Source organism: Synechococcus sp. R5-12 (genome assembly GCF_047502655.1).
Lineage (GTDB): Bacteria > Cyanobacteriota > Cyanobacteriia > Thermostichales > Thermostichaceae > Thermostichus.
In genome coordinates, this window is sequence record NZ_JANSIM010000034.1 from 1 (window position 1) to 16,063 (window position 16,063).

Sequence of the window (16,063 nt, forward strand, 5' to 3'; positions counted from 1 at the left end):
CGCAAGGAGCCATCCATGCGCAGCGTGGTAGGAATCTCCGGCCTAAAGGCCGGGGAGGATGTCAAGGTATTCTGTAGAGTACGCCAAGGCTGGCTCTTGCTACGGCCCCTAGATGTTGCCTTGTGTAACAGCAAGGGCATAATCTTTTGTCCTGCCTAGAGGTCTGCTGTACAACGAAGAGCGAGATACAGCTTTTCTCGACGTTGTGGGAGGTCTGTGGAGTTATCTGTGGAGTTAATAGAATCCCGGCCCCCTACACGTCTGTACTGGCTTCGGGAGGCGTCGTCGGAAAAAGCTGTGAACCCCATTGCTAGCAACAGCCGGTTAGTTCCACTTTTGGGAATCGTCATGGAAAGTCGTGGTTACAAAAAGTCCTCACAGAAGAGCTTTGAGTTGATGCGGCATTTCGCAGAAACCTACGCCAAACGCTCCGAGACCTTTTTCTGCTCGGATCCATCAATTACGACGGCGGTGATCGAAGGCTTGGCTCTGCACAAAGAGCAATTGGGCGCCCCGCTGTGTCCCTGTCGTTTTTACGAAGACAAAGAGGCAGAAGCAAAAGCAGGCTATTGGAATTGCCCCTGTGTACCCATGCGGGAGCGAAAGGAATGTCACTGTATGCTGTTCTTAACGCCGGATAACCCCTTTGCCGGCAAGAGCCAAACCCTAGAGGAGGTGCCCCTGGAATACCAAACTACCAAATGACAGCGCCCGGCAGGGACAAAGGCAGGCTTTGGAAAGGTGACAGGGCTCGGTATAATCGGAAAGCCGTTGGGCAACGGTTATTTGCACGAGGAGGAAACGCTTTTATGACTCCCTCACTTGCTAACTTCCTCTGGAGCTTGGTGGCTGGTGCAGTTGTGCTGGGGGCTCTCTTTGGCGCCATCATCTTTGTCAGCCAAAGGGATAAAGTGCGTCGTCGCTGAGATCCCCGCTCGTTGGCACTTGCCCGCCAATGCTTCCCTTTTCCCTGTACTGCTATCGCTGGGTGGGGAGAGACTGGGGTGGCAAGATGTGGCTGCGGTACGCAATCGCTGGAGGGCTTCGCCCCTGTTGTCGGGGATCCAGCTGGGTTGGGTGACCAACAGATTGAGATCTAAGGTGCTTGAAGCTGTTGTTGCAAACGATCACACCTTATGATCGAAGACTATCCAGCGATACCCCAGGGATCCCTTGCCAGCGTTGACCCACCCCTTGTATTACTGGCGGCAGAAAAACCGCTACTACCACGAGGATCTGGAGCGGCTGCATCGCTTTTTTGTCCCTGCCGGTTTGCGCATCTTGGAGATTGGTTCCGGCACGGGATCCCTGCTCAATGCCTTGCAGCCCAGCTTCGGGGTGGGGATCGACCGGGATGCGGACATTGTTGCCCAAGCTCAGGCAGAGTTTCCCCATCTCCATTTCCGGGTGCAAGATGCCCACACGCTGGACAAAGGGGATCCCGTCTTGGCGGAGCCTTTTGATGTGATCTTGCTCGTCAATACCCTGGGCTACCTGGCCGACATCCAGCAGGTTCTCCAGCAGTTGCGCCGCTTCTGTACCCCACGCACCCGCCTGATCCTCTCCCACCACAACCCGCTCTGGGAGCCGATTCTGGGCTTGGCAACCGCTCTGAAGCAACGGATGCCTCTGCCGGCAGCCAACTGGTTATCGGCAGCCGATGTGGCCAATCTGCTGCACCTGGCGGGATACGAGGTCATTCAGCAGGGCAAACGGCTGTTGTTGCCGCGGCGGATCCCACTCCTTTCCACCGTGATCAACCGGGTGATCGCCCCCCTGCCTGGGATCAACGCCCTCTGCCTGACGGAATATACGATCGCTCGCCTGCAACCCGACCCGGCTTGGGATCCCCCCCCTGAGCAGCAGCCTTCCTGCACCGTGGTGATTCCGGCTCGGAATGAAGCGGGCAACATCCGCCGCTGCGTGGAACATTTGCCCGAGATGGGATCCCGCACCGAGATCATTTTTGTGGAGGGGCATTCCAGCGACGGGACTTGGGCCGAGATCCAGCGGGTACAGGCGGAATACCAAGGGATCCGCAATATCCGGGCTCTACGGCAGGAGGGCAAGGGCAAGGGGGATGCGGTGCGCAAGGGGCTAGCCGCCGCTACAGGGGATGTGTTGATCATCCTCGATGCCGATTTGACGGTACAGGCAGAGGACCTGCCCAAGTTTTTCCGGGCTGTGGCTTCCGGGCGATGTGATTTTGCCAATGGTTGTCGCCTTATCTATCCCCTGAAACCAGAGGCAATGCCTCGGCTAAACCAATGGGCCAATCGTTTTTTTGCCGCTCTCCTCTCCTACATTCTCGGCATCCGCATCAAAGATTCCCTCTGTGGCACCAAGGCCCTGTGGCGGGAGGATTACCAGCAGATTGCCAAGCTGTGCCAAGAGTGGGGGGATTTCGACCCGTTTGGAGATTTTGACCTGTTGCTGGGATCCGCCAAGCGCACCCTGAAGATCCTGGATATCCCCGTGCGCTATTTCCCCAGAACCTATGGTCGCTCCAACATTCACCATGTGCGAGAGGGGCTGCGGCTGCTGCAGATCTGTGGCTTTGCCCTCAAGCGCTTTAAGGGATACTGAAGTTTGCTCTGACCCAAAGGTGCCGGTCTGTACTTCTGTCGAGGCAGGGCCAGTCTCTGCAAGTACTTCTCCACCGTTGGGATTCCCGCCTAGGCACCCAGGACTCGTTACAATAATTAGTCAATCGGATCACTGTAATGTGTGGATCGGCCCCCATGGGGAGTGCCACGGGAATGAGCAATGGGAGAATCCGTATTGAGCAGGCTGGGCCAATGGATCTCGAATACCCCCCTGCGCTCCCTCGACCAAGCTTATGAGGCTGCCCTGCGCATTAAAGCCATTGAGGATCAATACTTCCAGGGAGGATCCATCGGCAGCAACGGGCAACATGGCCAGAATGTCAGCCGCTACTTTCAGATTCAACTGCGCCGGCAACTGCGCCAGATCGATCTGCGTTTGGCAGAGTTCAGAGCCAGCAGCGCCTTTTCTCGCCTGCCGGATCCCGAGCAAAATGGCAGCGGCCCTACTTCTGCCCAAGATAAAGCTCAACAACTCCATGCCGCTGAGGCCAATGTTTCTGAAAGCAGCAGCGAAAACTCCGAGAATGGTTGCCAAAGACGAGATCTTTCCATCTTGGAGAAACTGCAGTTTATCGATCAGGTGACTTCTCGATACAAACGCCCGACCAGAAAATCCCAGCCCATCTCTGCTTCAATTTCCACTTCACCTGAGCCTCTCGAACGGCCAGAACAACCTACCTCAACCCAACCCAGTTCTTCTAATGTCTCTGTCAAGGCAGGCTCCGGCAATGGCGCTGCCCCGGTCGCTTCCAAAGCTGCGATTCTGCCCCGTTCTATTCTGCGCACAGCCAGCCAAATCCGCCGTGAGCTGAGTTCCCAGGCCGAAGAGGAACTGATCCAGGAGTATCGGGAGGCTCGCACTCGCACACTGGTATCGATTCGTTTTCTGTTGTTGTTGGCCGTTTTGCCTCTGCTCACCCAGATCCTCTCGAAAAACTTTCTGTTTGGGCCATTGGTAGATCACTTGCAACAACGGGAGCCTGCCATTGTGGCTCTGAGCCACGAATTCCAAGAAAAAGCCCTGTCAGAGTTCGAGTTTTTCAAGGAAAGAATAGAATTTGAGCGAGCTTTGCACCATCAACCCCCAGAGTGGGATCTGGAATCAGAAGAGCAACTGTCCATGAAGGCAGAGGAACTGCTGAAAAAATATAGCCGTAGGAACTCGGAAGGCTTGAAGAATATCCTTGCTGATTTGCTTTCGCTGCTGGTGTTTGGCTGGCTTATCTTTGTTGGGCGTGAGGAAATCGAAGTCCTCAAGTCTTTTTTGGATCGTCTGATCTACGGTCTCAGCGATAGTGCCAAGGCTTTCATTATTATTCTCTTTACCGATGTGTTTGTCGGTTATCACTCTCCCCACGGTTGGGAGGTGCTGCTGGGTAATTTGGCTGCCCATTTGGGGGTACCGGAGAACCGCGATTTTATCTACGGCTTTATTGCTACTTTTCCGGTTTTCCTAGATACGCTTTTTAAGTATTGGATCTTTCGCTATCTAAACCGTGTATCGCCGTCTTCGGTGGCCACCTATCGGGCTATGAACGATTAAGGGTTCGCAGTTGCATTTCAAACTGGGTTGAGACGCTTCCCAAGCGCTCCTTGCCGCTGACGTAACCATCCACAACCTCTCTCAGAGGAAGAAAGAAGTTGGGGATCGACCTGACGAATCGTTTGATTGCCATTTGAAGCAACCGTAATTCGAGTTTCCTGAGTTAGCTGGGCGGGCGCAAGGATTGTCGATGGCAGAACCCACAGACAAACCAACGCTCCAATTCGGCGGCAGGGGTAGGACAGCGGCAGGCGGGGCAAGGGAACAGGTTCTCCTGGGTTTGTTGTTGCTTCACCACTCTGGCCCAGCGCTCGAAAGCCACTTTCGGGTCGGAGGTGGGCTGTTTTGGATTGGGGCTGCGACAGGATCCAGGGCGTTGTCCATCTTGGTCTGCTAGGCGGGGAGCGCCATAAAACTTGCTGGTCAACTCCGCATCAGGGTGGGGGGCAGCCGGGCTGGATCCCTTGTGCCAGGCACCAGAGCTGAAGCGGATATCGCTGAGGGGAGATTGTAGCCGGCTGTTGAGTTTCCTGAGAATGATCTGGCGTTGCAAGGTTAAGTTTTGTGCCCAGGCCGGGGTAGAGGTGGCCACCTGCAGCACCTGTCGGCGCAGGCTGAGAGGATAGGTTTGGGCGGCTACGGCCTCTCCGACGAGTTCGGGCCAGAGCTGCCGCAGGGTTTGCATTTGCTTCAGTTCAGCCCAACGGGGATGGCTGCCAAAGCTTCCCAGTACCTCATCTAACCGCTGCAACATGGTGTCGATAGGGTGTCAATGGCAGGCAATAGCTTAGGAAACACCATTTTGGTCTTCCGGCGATTGAGCCGCTTCTTTGAGGGCAGAGTGAATGGAGTCGGTATCGGGCAAAGAAGGGGATCCACCGTTTTGACTGAGGGGGGCAAATCCCTCTAGGCTGCGGATATGAATATCTTGTTGCGGGAAGGGGATGCGGATCCCACGTCGCCGAAACTCAGCCTCGATTAGGAAGTTTAGCTCGCTGATCAAGACAAACTGATCTTGAGGACGGTTGATCCACACCAGCAGCTCAAAGTTAAGTGCAGAAGGGCCAAAGGACTTGAGCCAGACTTGGGGGGCAGGGCTGCTCAACACCCGAGCATTTTCTCTGGCGGCGCTGAGCAGGGCTTCGGTAACCAGGGCGGTATCGGAGCCGTAGGCCACGCCGACCGGAATGTGAATGCGACAGCGGGGATCCCGGTAGCTCCAGTTCACCACCTTCGATTCGGTAAAGCGGGAGTTGGGCACGATCACAAAGATGCGATCCAGGGTGCGCAAGACGGTAGCCCGTGGCCCAATGCGCTCCACCGTGCCGAGCAAGTTGTCCACTTCCACCAGATCCCCGATTTGGATGGGGCGCTCCAGCAAAATGGCAATGTAGCTGATGTAGTTGTTGGAGAGGTTTTGCAAACCAAAACCGATCCCCAAACCCACCGCCCCGGCAATAACCGCCAAGGAGCCCAGATTAAGGCCGCTGAAGGGCAAGACCAGAAGGATGCCGAACAGGGTCAGGATGTACTTGAAGATGGCCGCCGAAGACTCTTGGGTGCCCAGACCCAGCCCCAGGCGTGCCAAAAAGCGCTGCTTGAAGCCAACACTGACGTAGTGGGCGCCGGTGAAAACCAAGATGGAGAGGACGAGGAAGACCAGCAAGCTGGCAATCGAAACGCTGGAGTTGGGCAGAGGCTGGGTGAGAACGCCCAGAGCCGTGGCGACCACACGACCCAGGCCCAGGTAAAAGGAGCGCTGAAACGGTCGTAGGGCAGGGATGAAGCTGATACCGCGATCCAGCGAGATGCCGGCGATGAGGATTGCCCCCACGCCCCGCAGCAGCATCCCACCCACATCAATCCAGGTGCCCCAGGTCTCTCCGGCCTTAAGCTCCAACCAGCGTTGCAAGCGGGTTAGGCTGCGGTCGAACAGCCGCCAGAGAAAGAACCCCACCACCAGGGTGGCGATCCCTGCCAAAAGGGTCAGAACCAGCACGCGCGGATCCTGGGCCCGCTGCAGAGCCAGCAGATCTTCGCGGTAATCGGCAATCGCTTGCTCCAACCGCCGCGCCCAACTGTTAGCCACCAGACGCACGTCATTCAGGTTCACCTGACCCGGTGCCACCCTGCGCTCTGCGGCTGCATCGGCATAGGTGACGGTAAACAAATACCGTTGGGTGGCCTCAAAGCGGCCTCTTTCCCCCAGGCGTAAGATGTATTGCCCATTGGCATCCTGGGCTACCCGTACCTCTGGCTGTGGCAACTGCCCTTCTTCGAGAAAGCGCTCGATGATCGCCCGAACGTTGTCGGCCCGCACATCGCTGGGGTAGTCTGCCGTCTGCAGGCGGAACACCGGTATGTTCCCGACCAGCACTTCTGTGCCCTCTTGGCCGGTCAAAGGGATCCCGACTGGGCTGGGAGCCGGAGCAGGGGATCCCTCAGGAGTTGGCGCTTCAGCCGGTGTGGGGCGGGGATCCGTCAGGAAAAAGTTGGGATCCCGAAATTCAAGGGCTTGGGCCAAGGGGATCCCTGAGGAGGCAGAGGCAACGGCAGGGGTAAGCCAGAGACCTATCCCCACCGTCAGCCCAACCCAAAGAGCTGCTCGCTTAAGTGGGACGGAGTCCTGCATGGCCGGTTTGGTACGAACGCCCATCGATAATTGGGGATCCCTGGTGCTGCCCCGCAAGCTCATGGTGGCACAAGCCGACCTCAATTTTGGCCGATCTGAGCAAGGATTTTAGGTGCCCTGAGAATGGCCCAGAAGGCGTTGACGCAGCTTTTTGATTCTATCTCGCAGCTCGGCGGCTTCCTCAAATTCTAGGTTTTTGGCGGCCTCTTTCATCTTCAGTTCCAGTTGGCCGATCAGCTCCGGAATCTCGGAGAGAGGGATCTCTTGCGCAGCTTGAAAGGCTTTTTCCAGATCTGGGTCGTTAAGTTTGCGGGAGATGGCCAAAAAAGACAAGATGGCATTGCTGTTTTTCTTGACGATGGGCTTGGGCGTGATGTTGTGTTGGCGGTTGTATTGCAATTGAATTTCGCGGCGACGCTGGGTTTCGGCAATGGCCCGGGCCATGCTGCTGGTCATGGTGTCGGCGTACATCACCACCATACCGCGGACATTTCGTGCTGCCCTCCCAATCATCTGAATCAGGGAGCGCTCTGCTCGCAAAAACCCTTCTTTGTCGGCATCCAAAATGGCCACCAAGGAGACTTCCGGCAGGTCTAACCCTTCCCGCAGCAAGTTAACTCCTACCAACACGTCAAAGGCCCCTTCTCGAAAGTCTTGTAAGATTTCAATTCGCTCAATCGAGGTGATCTCGGAATGCAAATAGCGAACTCGGATCCCTCGCTCCTGGAGATATTCTGTGAGATCTTCTGCCATCCGTTTGGTGAGGGTGGTCACGATCACCCGTTCGGCAGATCCCTGCCGAGAGCGTTCCAATCGCAAGTAAATTTCTCCCAGCAAATCGTCCACTTGCCCAGCCGTAGGGCGCACATGCACCTCGGGATCCACCACCCCGGTGGGCCGAATCACCTGTTCGATAACCCGACCGCTGCCCTGCACATAAAACTTCAGGGTCTTGCCATCTTCCACCCGGGTTTCAAATTGGGCCTCGCTCTGCTCTAGTTCCCAGTTGCCGGGAGTAGCCGAAACAAAGATGCACTGATGAACTTTGGCCCAAAACTCTTCGGCTTTGAGGGGGCGATTGTCGAGGGCGCTGGGCAGGCGAAAACCGTGATCCACCAGCACCTGCTTGCGGGCACGGTCGCCATTATACATGCCGCGAATTTGGGGCACAGTGACGTGGGATTCATCCACCACCAGCAGCCAATCGTTGGCCTTGAAATAATCCACCAAGCAGGCGGGGGGCTCTCCTGCTTTGCGCCCTGTTAAATGTCTAGAGTAGTTTTCGATCCCATTGCAATAGCCCACCTCCCGCAGCATTTCTAGGTCGTAGCGGGTGCGCTGCTCTAGGCGTTGGGCTTCCAGGAGCTTGCCTTCTTTGCGAAAGAGGGCCAGTTGCTCTTCCAGTTCTTGCTCGATATTGAGGATCGCCCGCTCCAATTGTGCTTCCGGCGTTACAAAGTGCCGAGCAGGATAAACTCTGAGGGCGCTGAGGCTGTTCAAAATCTCGCCTGTAACCGGGTCGATTAAGCGAATGGCCTCGATCTCATCCCCAAAAAATTCGATGCGAATGACCCGATCCTCATACGCCGGCACAATTTCCAGCACATCTCCTTTGAGGCGAAATCGCCCTCGCACCAGCTCTAAATCGTTGCGCTCGTACTGGATGCTGGCCAGAGCCCGCAAGACATCCCGTTGGTTAATCTCCTGGCCGACTTTGAAGGGGATGGAAGCCTTCAGGTACTCCTCTGGCATGCCCAGACCATAGATGCAGCTCACCGAGGCCACCACAATCACATCCCGCCGTTCAAACAAAGAGCGGGTAGCCGAGTGCCGCAGCATATCGATTTCATCGTTGATGGAAGAAGATTTGGCAATGTATGTATCGGTGCTGGGAACATAGGCTTCCGGTTGATAGTAGTCGTAATAGCTGATGAAGTATTCAACGGCATTGTGAGGAAAAAGCTCCCGCAGCTCATTGCACAGTTGTGCTGCCAAAGTCTTATTGTGGGCCATCACCAAGGTGGGCCTGCCGATTTGCTGGATGGTGTGGGCGATGGTAAATGTTTTGCCGGTTCCGGTTGCTCCCAGCAAGGTTTGGAAACGATGGCCTTCTGAAATTGACTTCACCAAACCGGCAATTGCCTTAGGTTGATCTCCGGTGGGTTGATAGGGAGAAACCAGTTGAAACTCTGACATGGGTTTGACTTTCGGATGGGCCTAGATAGCTGCCGGGCTGGTCAAGGCAGGGCTGATCTGCACGTTGGTTTGGAATGGTAGTGCGGATCACAAAGGCTTGTGGGGTGCCTCTAAACTTGGCCGCCTGCTCAGCGGTGGGCTTCAGCTGGCACACCAGGGTTAGCCTCTGTTCCATGGTAAGGTTTTATCATGCAGGACTGAGGGCAGCTCTTCTTCCTGGGTCTGTTCATGCCAGTGATGTGAAGCATTAGGGCCTGGGTACACGCGCTACGTCTCCCTCGGTGCAGAGATTGAGATATGGGACGACGGCAACTCTTGCGCGGGATCCTGATCGGGTTGGGTCTTCTGGCCGCCCTGATGGTGTGGGTTGTCGTGTGGCTGCTCACCCGCAGTCCGGTAGCTTTGTTGCTGGCCCACCCGGAGCTGCCACCCATTGTGGGCTTTGCCCCCAGCTCTGCGCAAGCGCTGCTGGTGTTGGCTGTTCCCCTGGACGAGGTGCAAGCGTTTTGGCAAGCGGCAACCCCTGCCCCCCAGCGACGCGCTGCCCGTCAGCAGTGGCAAAAGTTTTTCTCCCCTGAAGGCCCAGGCTGGCTGGGATCCATGCTGGCCGGGGGATCCCTTGATTTTGAGCGGGAGGTGCGGCCCTGGCTGGGGAGGAGCACCCTCTTGGCCAGTTTGCCGGAGTGGGGCACCTTGGTTGCCCTAGAAACGCGGGATGCGGCAGTCTCTCAATTTGAGCTGAACCTGTTGTGGGAACGGCAGAGCTTGGCCGGGAGGCCGGTGCAGGTAGACACTTACAAGGGCATTCAGGTGGTGTCTAGCCCGATTCCGGGCCTGCAGGGGTTCTCGGCAGCCGTTTTCGGCGAGCAATACGTGTTGTTGGCGGAGCAGTCTGCTGCCATTCGGGCTGCAATCGATGCTTGGCAGTTGCCGCAGTTGTCTCTGGTGGCTCAGCCTCTGTTTCAGCAGGTCATCCAGCCCTTGCGGGAGGCGCATGTGGGTTGGGCCTTCTGGCAAAATCCAGAGGCGGTTTCTTCAGATGGGCTGACGTTGCAGGCGGTAGGGCTGGGGTTGGGGGTAAACTTCCGCGGCTTGGTGGCCGAAAGTGCTGCCCTCTGGCATGCGCCCGCTGGCTTCTCCTTGCCGGCGGCAGAAGCCTTTCGCCCGCAGATCCTTCAACATCTGCCGGATAAAACCTTGGCGCTGATTTCCGGAGAGAATCTGGTCTCAGTTTGGCAGAGCCTGGGGCAGATCCAGCCCCTAAATTCCCTGGGGTTGCGGGTGGATCCCGGCCAGTGGCGGCAGCGCTTGCAATCTCAGGTGGCGCTGGACTGGCAGCGTCTGTTGCCGGAACGGGGAGAGTTTGCCTTTGCCCTTTTGCCCGGCGACGGGGATCCAGCCTGGCTGTGGGTCGGTAAGCTGCCGGATGAGTCGGTCGCGACAGCGGGACGGAGTCCTTATTTCGACTTGGATGAGCGGGCACGCGCCCAAGGCTGGCAGGTAATCTCTCTGGCAACGAAGCGCGGCACCGCCACTGCCTGGGCCCAACCGACCACTCCTGCGGGGGAGACGGAGTCCTTGCCGTCAGAACCCCCGCCGGTGGCGACAGCGGGACGGAGTCCTTACCGCTCTATCCATCGACCGGAGATCCCTGTGTTGGCAGGCGAGCCGCTGGAAGTCAGTGGGAAAGGAGGATCCGCGTCATTGCAGGCGGCAGAGGCTCTCCCCCAGTCGCGTCAGCGGCGCGGAGCGCTAACGCTGCCAGGGATCCCGCTGCCGGCACAGGTGTATCATGCCGATCGCAAAGGCTATTCCTACCTGGCCTCTTCTTTGGAAGCTCTGGAGGCGGCCCTCGCGGATCCCCCCTTGAGTGCAAATCGCGCCTGGCGCAAGTTGGTGGCTTCCCTGCCCCACCGCAATTTGGGCTATGGCTATGGATCCCTGGGGTTGCTCTTGGAAAGCGAGCTGCCTGACCCGGTCGCGTCAGCGGCGCGGAGCGCTAAGGGATCCCGCTGGTCATCCACGCGCCTTGCCTTTGCCACCACAGCCCTAGCGGTTTCTGAAGCTCCCTACCCCGATCGGGGCTGCCAGATTACCCAAATGGGCAAGCTGTTTTGGGAGTGGCATTGAGGGTCAGACTATCCAGGGATCCCGGCAGTTGGGGTGGATGTACTTGGCCAGATAGACCTGGTTGCCTGTTTCATTCCACTCCACAAAGTCGAAGATTTGGGTGAGCAGCAGCATTCCTCGGCCCGACTCTTCGGTTTCCAAGATGCTATGTTGGCATCGGTGGAGCTTCTCTTGGGGACAAAAGCCGGGCCCTTGATCTCGCACCAGCCATTGGTAAAAGGGCTCCGAGCTGGCGTACTCGATGATCACCTTCTTGTTGGGGTCGAGGCCGTTGCCGTGGCGGACGGCATTGATGATTGCTTCCTGTAGGCCCAAACGTATTTCCGCTCTCCAGGCAGGAGGGACTTTTGAGATCAAGAGATCGAGGACAGGCTGAGTGTAGAGGGTGGAGGGAAAGCTGATAACGCTCCAGGAGCAGTGGGCGGGTTTGAGGGAAAGGGCAATCACGGAGGCAGTCTTCCCTGGGGCACGGCACTCTGACCCCATTCTAGCAATCCCATCGGGGTCAACCCCAGCAGAGGTGCGGCAGGAGCTCGGCAAGGGGACTTTTGCCGTACCATCTTGAGTGGTAAGTCTCTTCGCGGTTTTATGGCGATCAAGGTTGGAAATAAGGTCAAAGTTCGCTCTGTCCAGGATCGCGGACAAGAAAACCTCAGCGCTCTGGTGGGCAAAGAGGCTGTGGTGCTGGCACGGCGTGTGGTCGATGGCAGCGGTGTCGGCTACATTCTGGAGTTTCCCGATCGCTCTCGACATTGGTTTTTCGAGAGCGAATTGGAGGTGCTCTAAGCCCCTGTCTGTGTTCTGTTGTCTAGAGGGTCGGTTGGTGGCTTCTCCTCCTCATTTGACTCGCCGTTTGCTGGCCCGCCAGATGGCCGCGCAGGTGGATGGCCTGACCGTGGAAATGGCTGCTGCTGCTCTGGAGGCTATGCTGGACAGCATTAGCCAATGCCTGGCCCAGGGGGGATCCGTGCGGCTGGCTCGCTTTGGCACGTTCTCGCTGCGCCATCGTCCCGCCCGGCAAACCTATCATCCGCGCACCAAGGCCCCTGTTCACATCCCGGCTGCCGATGTGCCTCATTTTGTTCCCAGCCCTGAGCTGGGGCGTCCAGCTGGGGTTCGGGTGTCCAAGTCTGAGTCCGCGGGATCCGTGTAGGGTAGCTGCAGAATGACCGTCCTGCTGTGGTTTCGCACCGACTTGCGCCTGCTGGATCACCAGCCGCTGACGCGGGCCTGCCAACAGGGATCCCCTTTGATCCCCTTGTATTGCTTGGATCCCCGCCAGTTCGGCCAGACTTCCTTTGTACTCCGCCCCAGAACCAGCCCTTTCCGCGGTCAGTTTTTGCTGGAGAGTTTGGCGGATTTGCGGCAGCAGTTGCGGTCGCGCGGCTCGGATTTGGTGATCCGCCAGGGACAGCCGGAACACGTGATCCCCACCTTGGCACAGGAGTGGGGGGTCGAGGCGGTCTATGCCCATGAAGAGGTGGGCACCGAGGAGAAGGAGGTGGCGGCTGCTGTTGAGCGGGCTTTGCGGTCTCTGGGGATCCCGTTGCAGGTTGATTGGGGCCATACCCTCTATCACCCTGAGGATCTCCCCTTTTGTCTCTCGCAACTGCCGGAGCTGTTCACCTGCTTTCGAAAGCAAGTCGAGGGGAGCACCCCCATCCGGGATCCCTTGCCCATTCCCTCGATCCCCCCCCTGCCATCGGGTTTGGATCCCGGCCCTCTGCCCACCCTGGCCTCGCTGGGGCTATCTTCACCTGCTAGGGATCCACGGGCCCGCTTCACCTACCTTGGCGGCAGCACTGCTGCCCATGCCCGCCTGCAAACCTACTTTTGGGATCTGGATCGGCTGCGCATCTACAAAGAAACCCGCAACGGCATGTTGGATCCCGACGATAGCTCCCGGCTTTCTGCTTGGTTGGCCCTGGGCTGCATCTCCCCTCGCACCGTCTATGCCGAGGTCAAGCGTTACGAGCAGGAGCGGGTGCGCAATGAGTCCACCTACTGGCTGGTGTTTGAGCTGCTGTGGCGGGATTATTTTCGGTTTATCTTGGCCAAGCACGGCGCCAAACTGTTCCGTCCTTCTGGGATCCAAGGGATCCCCATCCCTTGGCAACAGGATTGGCCGCGCTTCCAGGCTTGGTGTCGAGGTGAGACGGGCTACCCCTTGGTGGATGCCAACATGCGGGAGCTGGCGGCTACTGGGTTTATGTCCAACCGGGGACGGCAGAATGTGGCCAGCTTTTTGACAAAAAACCTGGGCATCGACTGGCGCATGGGCGCTGAGTGGTTTGAGTCGCTGCTCATCGACTACGACGTGGCCAGCAACTACGGCAATTGGAACTACACCGCCGGCGTAGGGAACGATGCCCGCGGCTTCCGCTACTTCCACATCCCCAAACAATCTCGCGAGTACGATCCTAAAGGAGACTATCTGCGCCACTGGTTGCCGGAATTGGCCGGGATCCCGGGGGATAAAATCCACGAGCCCTATCGCCTCACTGCTGCCGAGCAGAAGCAATTTGGAGTCCGATTGGGGGTGGACTACCCTCGCCCACTGGTGGATTTGGAGAAGTCTCTCGCGGCCAACCGACGGGTTTACGAAGCTGCCCTGGCCTGCCGATAGGCATTGCCTTGTCTGGGGCTTCTTCCCGAGAGGGGGCTGAGGGGATTTTCTGAGGCGCAGTTCCGGCCCAAGAGTGCTATTCTAGTTAAGCGCTGTCCTGGCTCAGTAGCTCAGCGGTAGAGCAGGGGACTCATAAGCCCTTGGTCGCGTGTTCAAATCACGCCTGAGCCATCCACGTCAAACTTTTTTCAGAGGCTTCCCGGCCTGGCGGATACCCTAACTGGCTTGCAGCAGAGGGTTGGCGTAAAGTTATGGGTGGAACCTACTTCGGTTTGGGATCCCTGTCTTCACATCGGTTCTACAAATGGCCGTTCCCGATTATCAGAGCTTGATGTTGCCACTTCTCCAGTTTGCAGCACGTAAAGAAACCGAAATATCAACCAGCGAAGCTGTTGAAGTTCTGGCAAAGGAACTGGGCCTCACAGAGGACGATCTCAGGGAGATGCTGCCGAGCGGTGTACAGCCAACCTTTGTCAATCGCGTCGGCTGGGCTGCAACTTATATGAAAAAGGCAGGGCTGCTGGAAACAACGCGCAGAGGATTCTACCAAATTACTGACCGCGGAAGAGATCTTCTTGAAAAACAGCCCAAAACCATCAATGTAGAGTTACTCAGGCAATATCCTGAATTCCGAGAATTTGAGGGGCCCAAAGACACAAGAAGCAGCAACAAGGCAAGCAAACAAAAAGCTTTATCAGAGACTTCGGCAGCGACACCATTAGAGCAGTTAGAAGCTGCATATGAAAGTCTCCGTGACAAACTGGCTGACGAATTGCTTGCCAAGCTAAAGAAAGTATCGCCCGCCTTCTTCGAAAAGGTTGTTGTGGAGCTGCTGGTTAAAATGGGCTATGGAGGTTCACGAGCAGATGCAGGCAAAGCAATTGGTAGAAGTGGTGACGGTGGAATTGATGGGATCATAAAAGAGGACAAACTCGGTCTTGATGTTGTGTATATTCAGGCAAAGCGTTGGGATAGCAATCCGGTAGGTCGTCCTGATGTCATGCAGTTTGTGGGTGCTTTACAGGCTCAAAGAGCAAACAAGGGTATTTTTATCACTACCTCCAGGTTTACTGAAGACGCTAGCAGCTACGTTTCGCAGATCGGCAGTAAGATTGTTTTGATTGACGGCGAACAACTAACAAATCTAATGATTGAGCACGACGTCGGCGTATCTACAGTTTCATTGTATCCGGTAAAGAAGATTGATAGTGATTATTTTGAAGAGAGCATCTGACAACCGCATCAGCTCAGACCGTCAATTGGCCACAGCGAAATTGTCATTTGCCTAGGTGGAATGTTAACTATGAAAACGCCCAACTGAAAGAGGGAGATACGCCATGAGGGAAAGACGAGATCCTCACTGGGGGCTCTCCTGCTCGGGGTAAAAGTCGGGATCCATCACCTGATCCAATGTGTAGGGACACTGGGCAGGCAGATCGTCCAGAGATAGAGGCGTTTCTTTAGCCACCAGCAGGACGCTCTTTTGATAAGCTTTATTCATTGCTTCAACCAGATAAGATTTAAGGCTGGGATTATCCGCAATTAACTCCTGGATTTCTTGCCGCTGTTCGATAATTGTGGCTATCCTACTTTTGCTTCGTTGTTGAGGCTGAAACTGCCACTTTAGCAGATGGCCCACCAGGATCCCTAGTCGATTCACCAGTTCGCGGCGTTCTTGCCTGCCCAAAGCCTCAATTTCCTCCACCAAGTTGGGAATATCCAATTGATCCCATTGCCCCGATCTCAACAGTGCGGCTTGCTCTTGCGTCCAGGCATAAAAGTCGCAGTCGTAAAGCGCCATGATCCATTCCTAACAGGACACCGGCCAAAGATAAGTCAATCCTACCGGTTCCAGCCGTTGAGCTTCGACCTCATAAGTTTATCGAGTCCTCAAACTCTGTAGCTACAAAGCCTCGGATCTGTGGCAGCGTTGGATCCCAATGGGGCCTGACCCTGAACAATATGAGGTTTCAACAGGTCTGGAGCGCTTGATCACGGCCCAGGATCCAGGCGATAAGGGGGGGATCCCTGTGGTCAAGATAATACCGGACGGTTTGGGTCAGGTCGATCTCCAAGATGCTGGTGATCATCCTGTGCATGAGCTCCAGATGGATCCGGTCGTCCTAGGTAAGCAGAGCATACCTGCCATGGAGGCTGTTGTTGAGAGCGGCCAAGGCTGTTTGGGTGGCAGTAGCCATTCAAAGGGAGGCTTGAGGCAGGCATCCCACAGCAAGCGGAGTCGGGCCTCGGTGATGTGGAGAGGAGAATATGTTTTTGAAGGGATCCCTTTCAGCTAGAAATCGCAGGAGCCCCGCACTGTACCCGTAGGG

General features: G+C 56.6%; 14 protein-coding genes and 1 tRNA gene. 10 read left to right on the forward strand and 5 right to left on the reverse strand.

Annotated elements, in window-relative coordinates:
- The first annotated feature begins 348 nt into the window (after positions 1-348).
- The 4 genes from NW843_RS02485 (at position 349) to pxcA (ending at position 4,149) form a co-directional block, all read left to right on the forward strand.
- A complete protein-coding gene (locus tag NW843_RS02485) occupies positions 349-705 on the forward strand; it encodes a ferredoxin-thioredoxin reductase catalytic domain-containing protein (RefSeq protein ID WP_011432451.1) in 357 nt (118 codons plus the stop codon).
- 104 nt (positions 706-809) lie between these two features.
- The gene (locus NW843_RS02490; protein WP_011432450.1) at positions 810-926 is read left to right on the forward strand and encodes a photosystem II reaction center X protein; all 117 of its coding nucleotides are present in this window, start codon (positions 810-812) and stop codon (positions 924-926) included.
- 256 nt (positions 927-1,182) lie between these two features.
- Positions 1,183-2,586, forward strand: coding sequence for a glycosyltransferase (locus tag NW843_RS02495; RefSeq protein ID WP_414522020.1), 1,404 nt, complete (start codon positions 1,183-1,185; stop codon positions 2,584-2,586).
- Positions 2,587-2,766: 180 nt separating this feature from the next.
- Positions 2,767-4,149, forward strand: coding sequence for a proton extrusion protein PcxA (pxcA, locus tag NW843_RS02500; protein WP_414522021.1), 1,383 nt, complete (start codon positions 2,767-2,769; stop codon positions 4,147-4,149).
- Between the two features lie 163 nt (positions 4,150-4,312).
- Here pxcA and NW843_RS02505 read toward each other — a convergent pair whose 3' ends face one another.
- The 3 genes from NW843_RS02505 to uvrB form a co-directional block, all read right to left on the reverse strand.
- Positions 4,313-4,903: a DUF721 domain-containing protein gene (locus NW843_RS02505; protein WP_414329102.1), complete on the reverse strand. Its 591-nt coding sequence runs from the start codon at positions 4,901-4,903 to the stop codon at positions 4,313-4,315.
- 33 nt (positions 4,904-4,936) lie between these two features.
- Complete coding sequence (locus NW843_RS02510; RefSeq protein ID WP_414522022.1) at positions 4,937-6,781, reverse strand: mechanosensitive ion channel family protein; 1,845 nt, start codon at positions 6,779-6,781, stop codon at positions 4,937-4,939.
- Between the two features lie 108 nt (positions 6,782-6,889).
- A complete protein-coding gene (uvrB, locus tag NW843_RS02515; RefSeq protein WP_414522023.1) occupies positions 6,890-8,977 on the reverse strand; it encodes an excinuclease ABC subunit UvrB in 2,088 nt (695 codons plus the stop codon).
- A 297-nt stretch (positions 8,978-9,274) separates the two neighbouring features.
- Between uvrB and NW843_RS02520 the strand changes: the two genes are divergently transcribed.
- The gene (locus tag NW843_RS02520) at positions 9,275-11,107 is read left to right on the forward strand and encodes a DUF3352 domain-containing protein (protein WP_414522024.1); all 1,833 of its coding nucleotides are present in this window, start codon (positions 9,275-9,277) and stop codon (positions 11,105-11,107) included.
- 3 nt (positions 11,108-11,110) lie between these two features.
- Here NW843_RS02520 and NW843_RS02525 read toward each other — a convergent pair whose 3' ends face one another.
- Positions 11,111-11,554, reverse strand: a complete 444-nt coding sequence (locus tag NW843_RS02525; RefSeq protein ID WP_414522025.1) for an ATP-binding protein — start codon at positions 11,552-11,554, stop codon at positions 11,111-11,113.
- Positions 11,555-11,695: 141 nt separating this feature from the next.
- On the opposite strand from NW843_RS02525, the gene NW843_RS02530 reads away from it, so the two are divergent.
- From NW843_RS02530 to NW843_RS02550, 5 genes are all read left to right on the forward strand, one after another.
- Positions 11,696-11,893, forward strand: coding sequence for a cytochrome b6f subunit family protein (locus tag NW843_RS02530; protein ID WP_041436278.1), 198 nt, complete (start codon positions 11,696-11,698; stop codon positions 11,891-11,893).
- A gap of 37 nt (positions 11,894-11,930) precedes the next feature.
- Positions 11,931-12,260: an HU family DNA-binding protein gene (locus tag NW843_RS02535; RefSeq protein ID WP_238376891.1), complete on the forward strand. Its 330-nt coding sequence runs from the start codon at positions 11,931-11,933 to the stop codon at positions 12,258-12,260.
- A gap of 12 nt (positions 12,261-12,272) precedes the next feature.
- Entirely contained in the window at positions 12,273-13,733 is a 1,461-nt protein-coding gene (locus NW843_RS02540) for a DASH family cryptochrome (protein WP_414522026.1), read from the forward strand.
- A 99-nt stretch (positions 13,734-13,832) separates the two neighbouring features.
- Positions 13,833-13,904: transfer RNA gene (locus NW843_RS02545), tRNA-Met, on the forward strand.
- Positions 13,905-14,037: 133 nt separating this feature from the next.
- A complete protein-coding gene (locus NW843_RS02550) occupies positions 14,038-14,967 on the forward strand; it encodes a restriction endonuclease (RefSeq protein WP_414343459.1) in 930 nt (309 codons plus the stop codon).
- A gap of 123 nt (positions 14,968-15,090) precedes the next feature.
- On the opposite strand, the gene NW843_RS02555 is transcribed toward NW843_RS02550, so the two are convergent.
- Positions 15,091-15,534, reverse strand: a complete 444-nt coding sequence (locus tag NW843_RS02555; protein WP_414522027.1) for a DUF29 domain-containing protein — start codon at positions 15,532-15,534, stop codon at positions 15,091-15,093.
- Positions 15,535-16,063: the final 529 nt, after the last annotated feature.

Coding starts and splice junctions, on each gene's coding strand:
- NW843_RS02540 (WP_414522026.1), top strand. CDS start 12,273: ATGACCGTCCTGCTGTGGTTTCGCACCGACTTGCGCCTGCTGGATCAC.
- NW843_RS02485 (WP_011432451.1), top strand. CDS start 349: ATGGAAAGTCGTGGTTACAAAAAGTCCTCACAGAAGAGCTTTGAGTTG.
- NW843_RS02510 (WP_414522022.1), bottom strand. CDS start 6,781: ATGCAGGACTCCGTCCCACTTAAGCGAGCAGCTCTTTGGGTTGGGCTG.
- NW843_RS02505 (WP_414329102.1), bottom strand. CDS start 4,903: ATGTTGCAGCGGTTAGATGAGGTACTGGGAAGCTTTGGCAGCCATCCC.
- NW843_RS02550 (WP_414343459.1), top strand. CDS start 14,038: ATGGCCGTTCCCGATTATCAGAGCTTGATGTTGCCACTTCTCCAGTTT.
- NW843_RS02555 (WP_414522027.1), bottom strand. CDS start 15,534: ATGGCGCTTTACGACTGCGACTTTTATGCCTGGACGCAAGAGCAAGCC.
- NW843_RS02490 (WP_011432450.1), top strand. CDS start 810: ATGACTCCCTCACTTGCTAACTTCCTCTGGAGCTTGGTGGCTGGTGCA.
- NW843_RS02530 (WP_041436278.1), top strand. CDS start 11,696: ATGGCGATCAAGGTTGGAAATAAGGTCAAAGTTCGCTCTGTCCAGGAT.
- pxcA (WP_414522021.1), top strand. CDS start 2,767: ATGGGAGAATCCGTATTGAGCAGGCTGGGCCAATGGATCTCGAATACC.
- uvrB (WP_414522023.1), bottom strand. CDS start 8,977: ATGTCAGAGTTTCAACTGGTTTCTCCCTATCAACCCACCGGAGATCAA.
- NW843_RS02520 (WP_414522024.1), top strand. CDS start 9,275: ATGGGACGACGGCAACTCTTGCGCGGGATCCTGATCGGGTTGGGTCTT.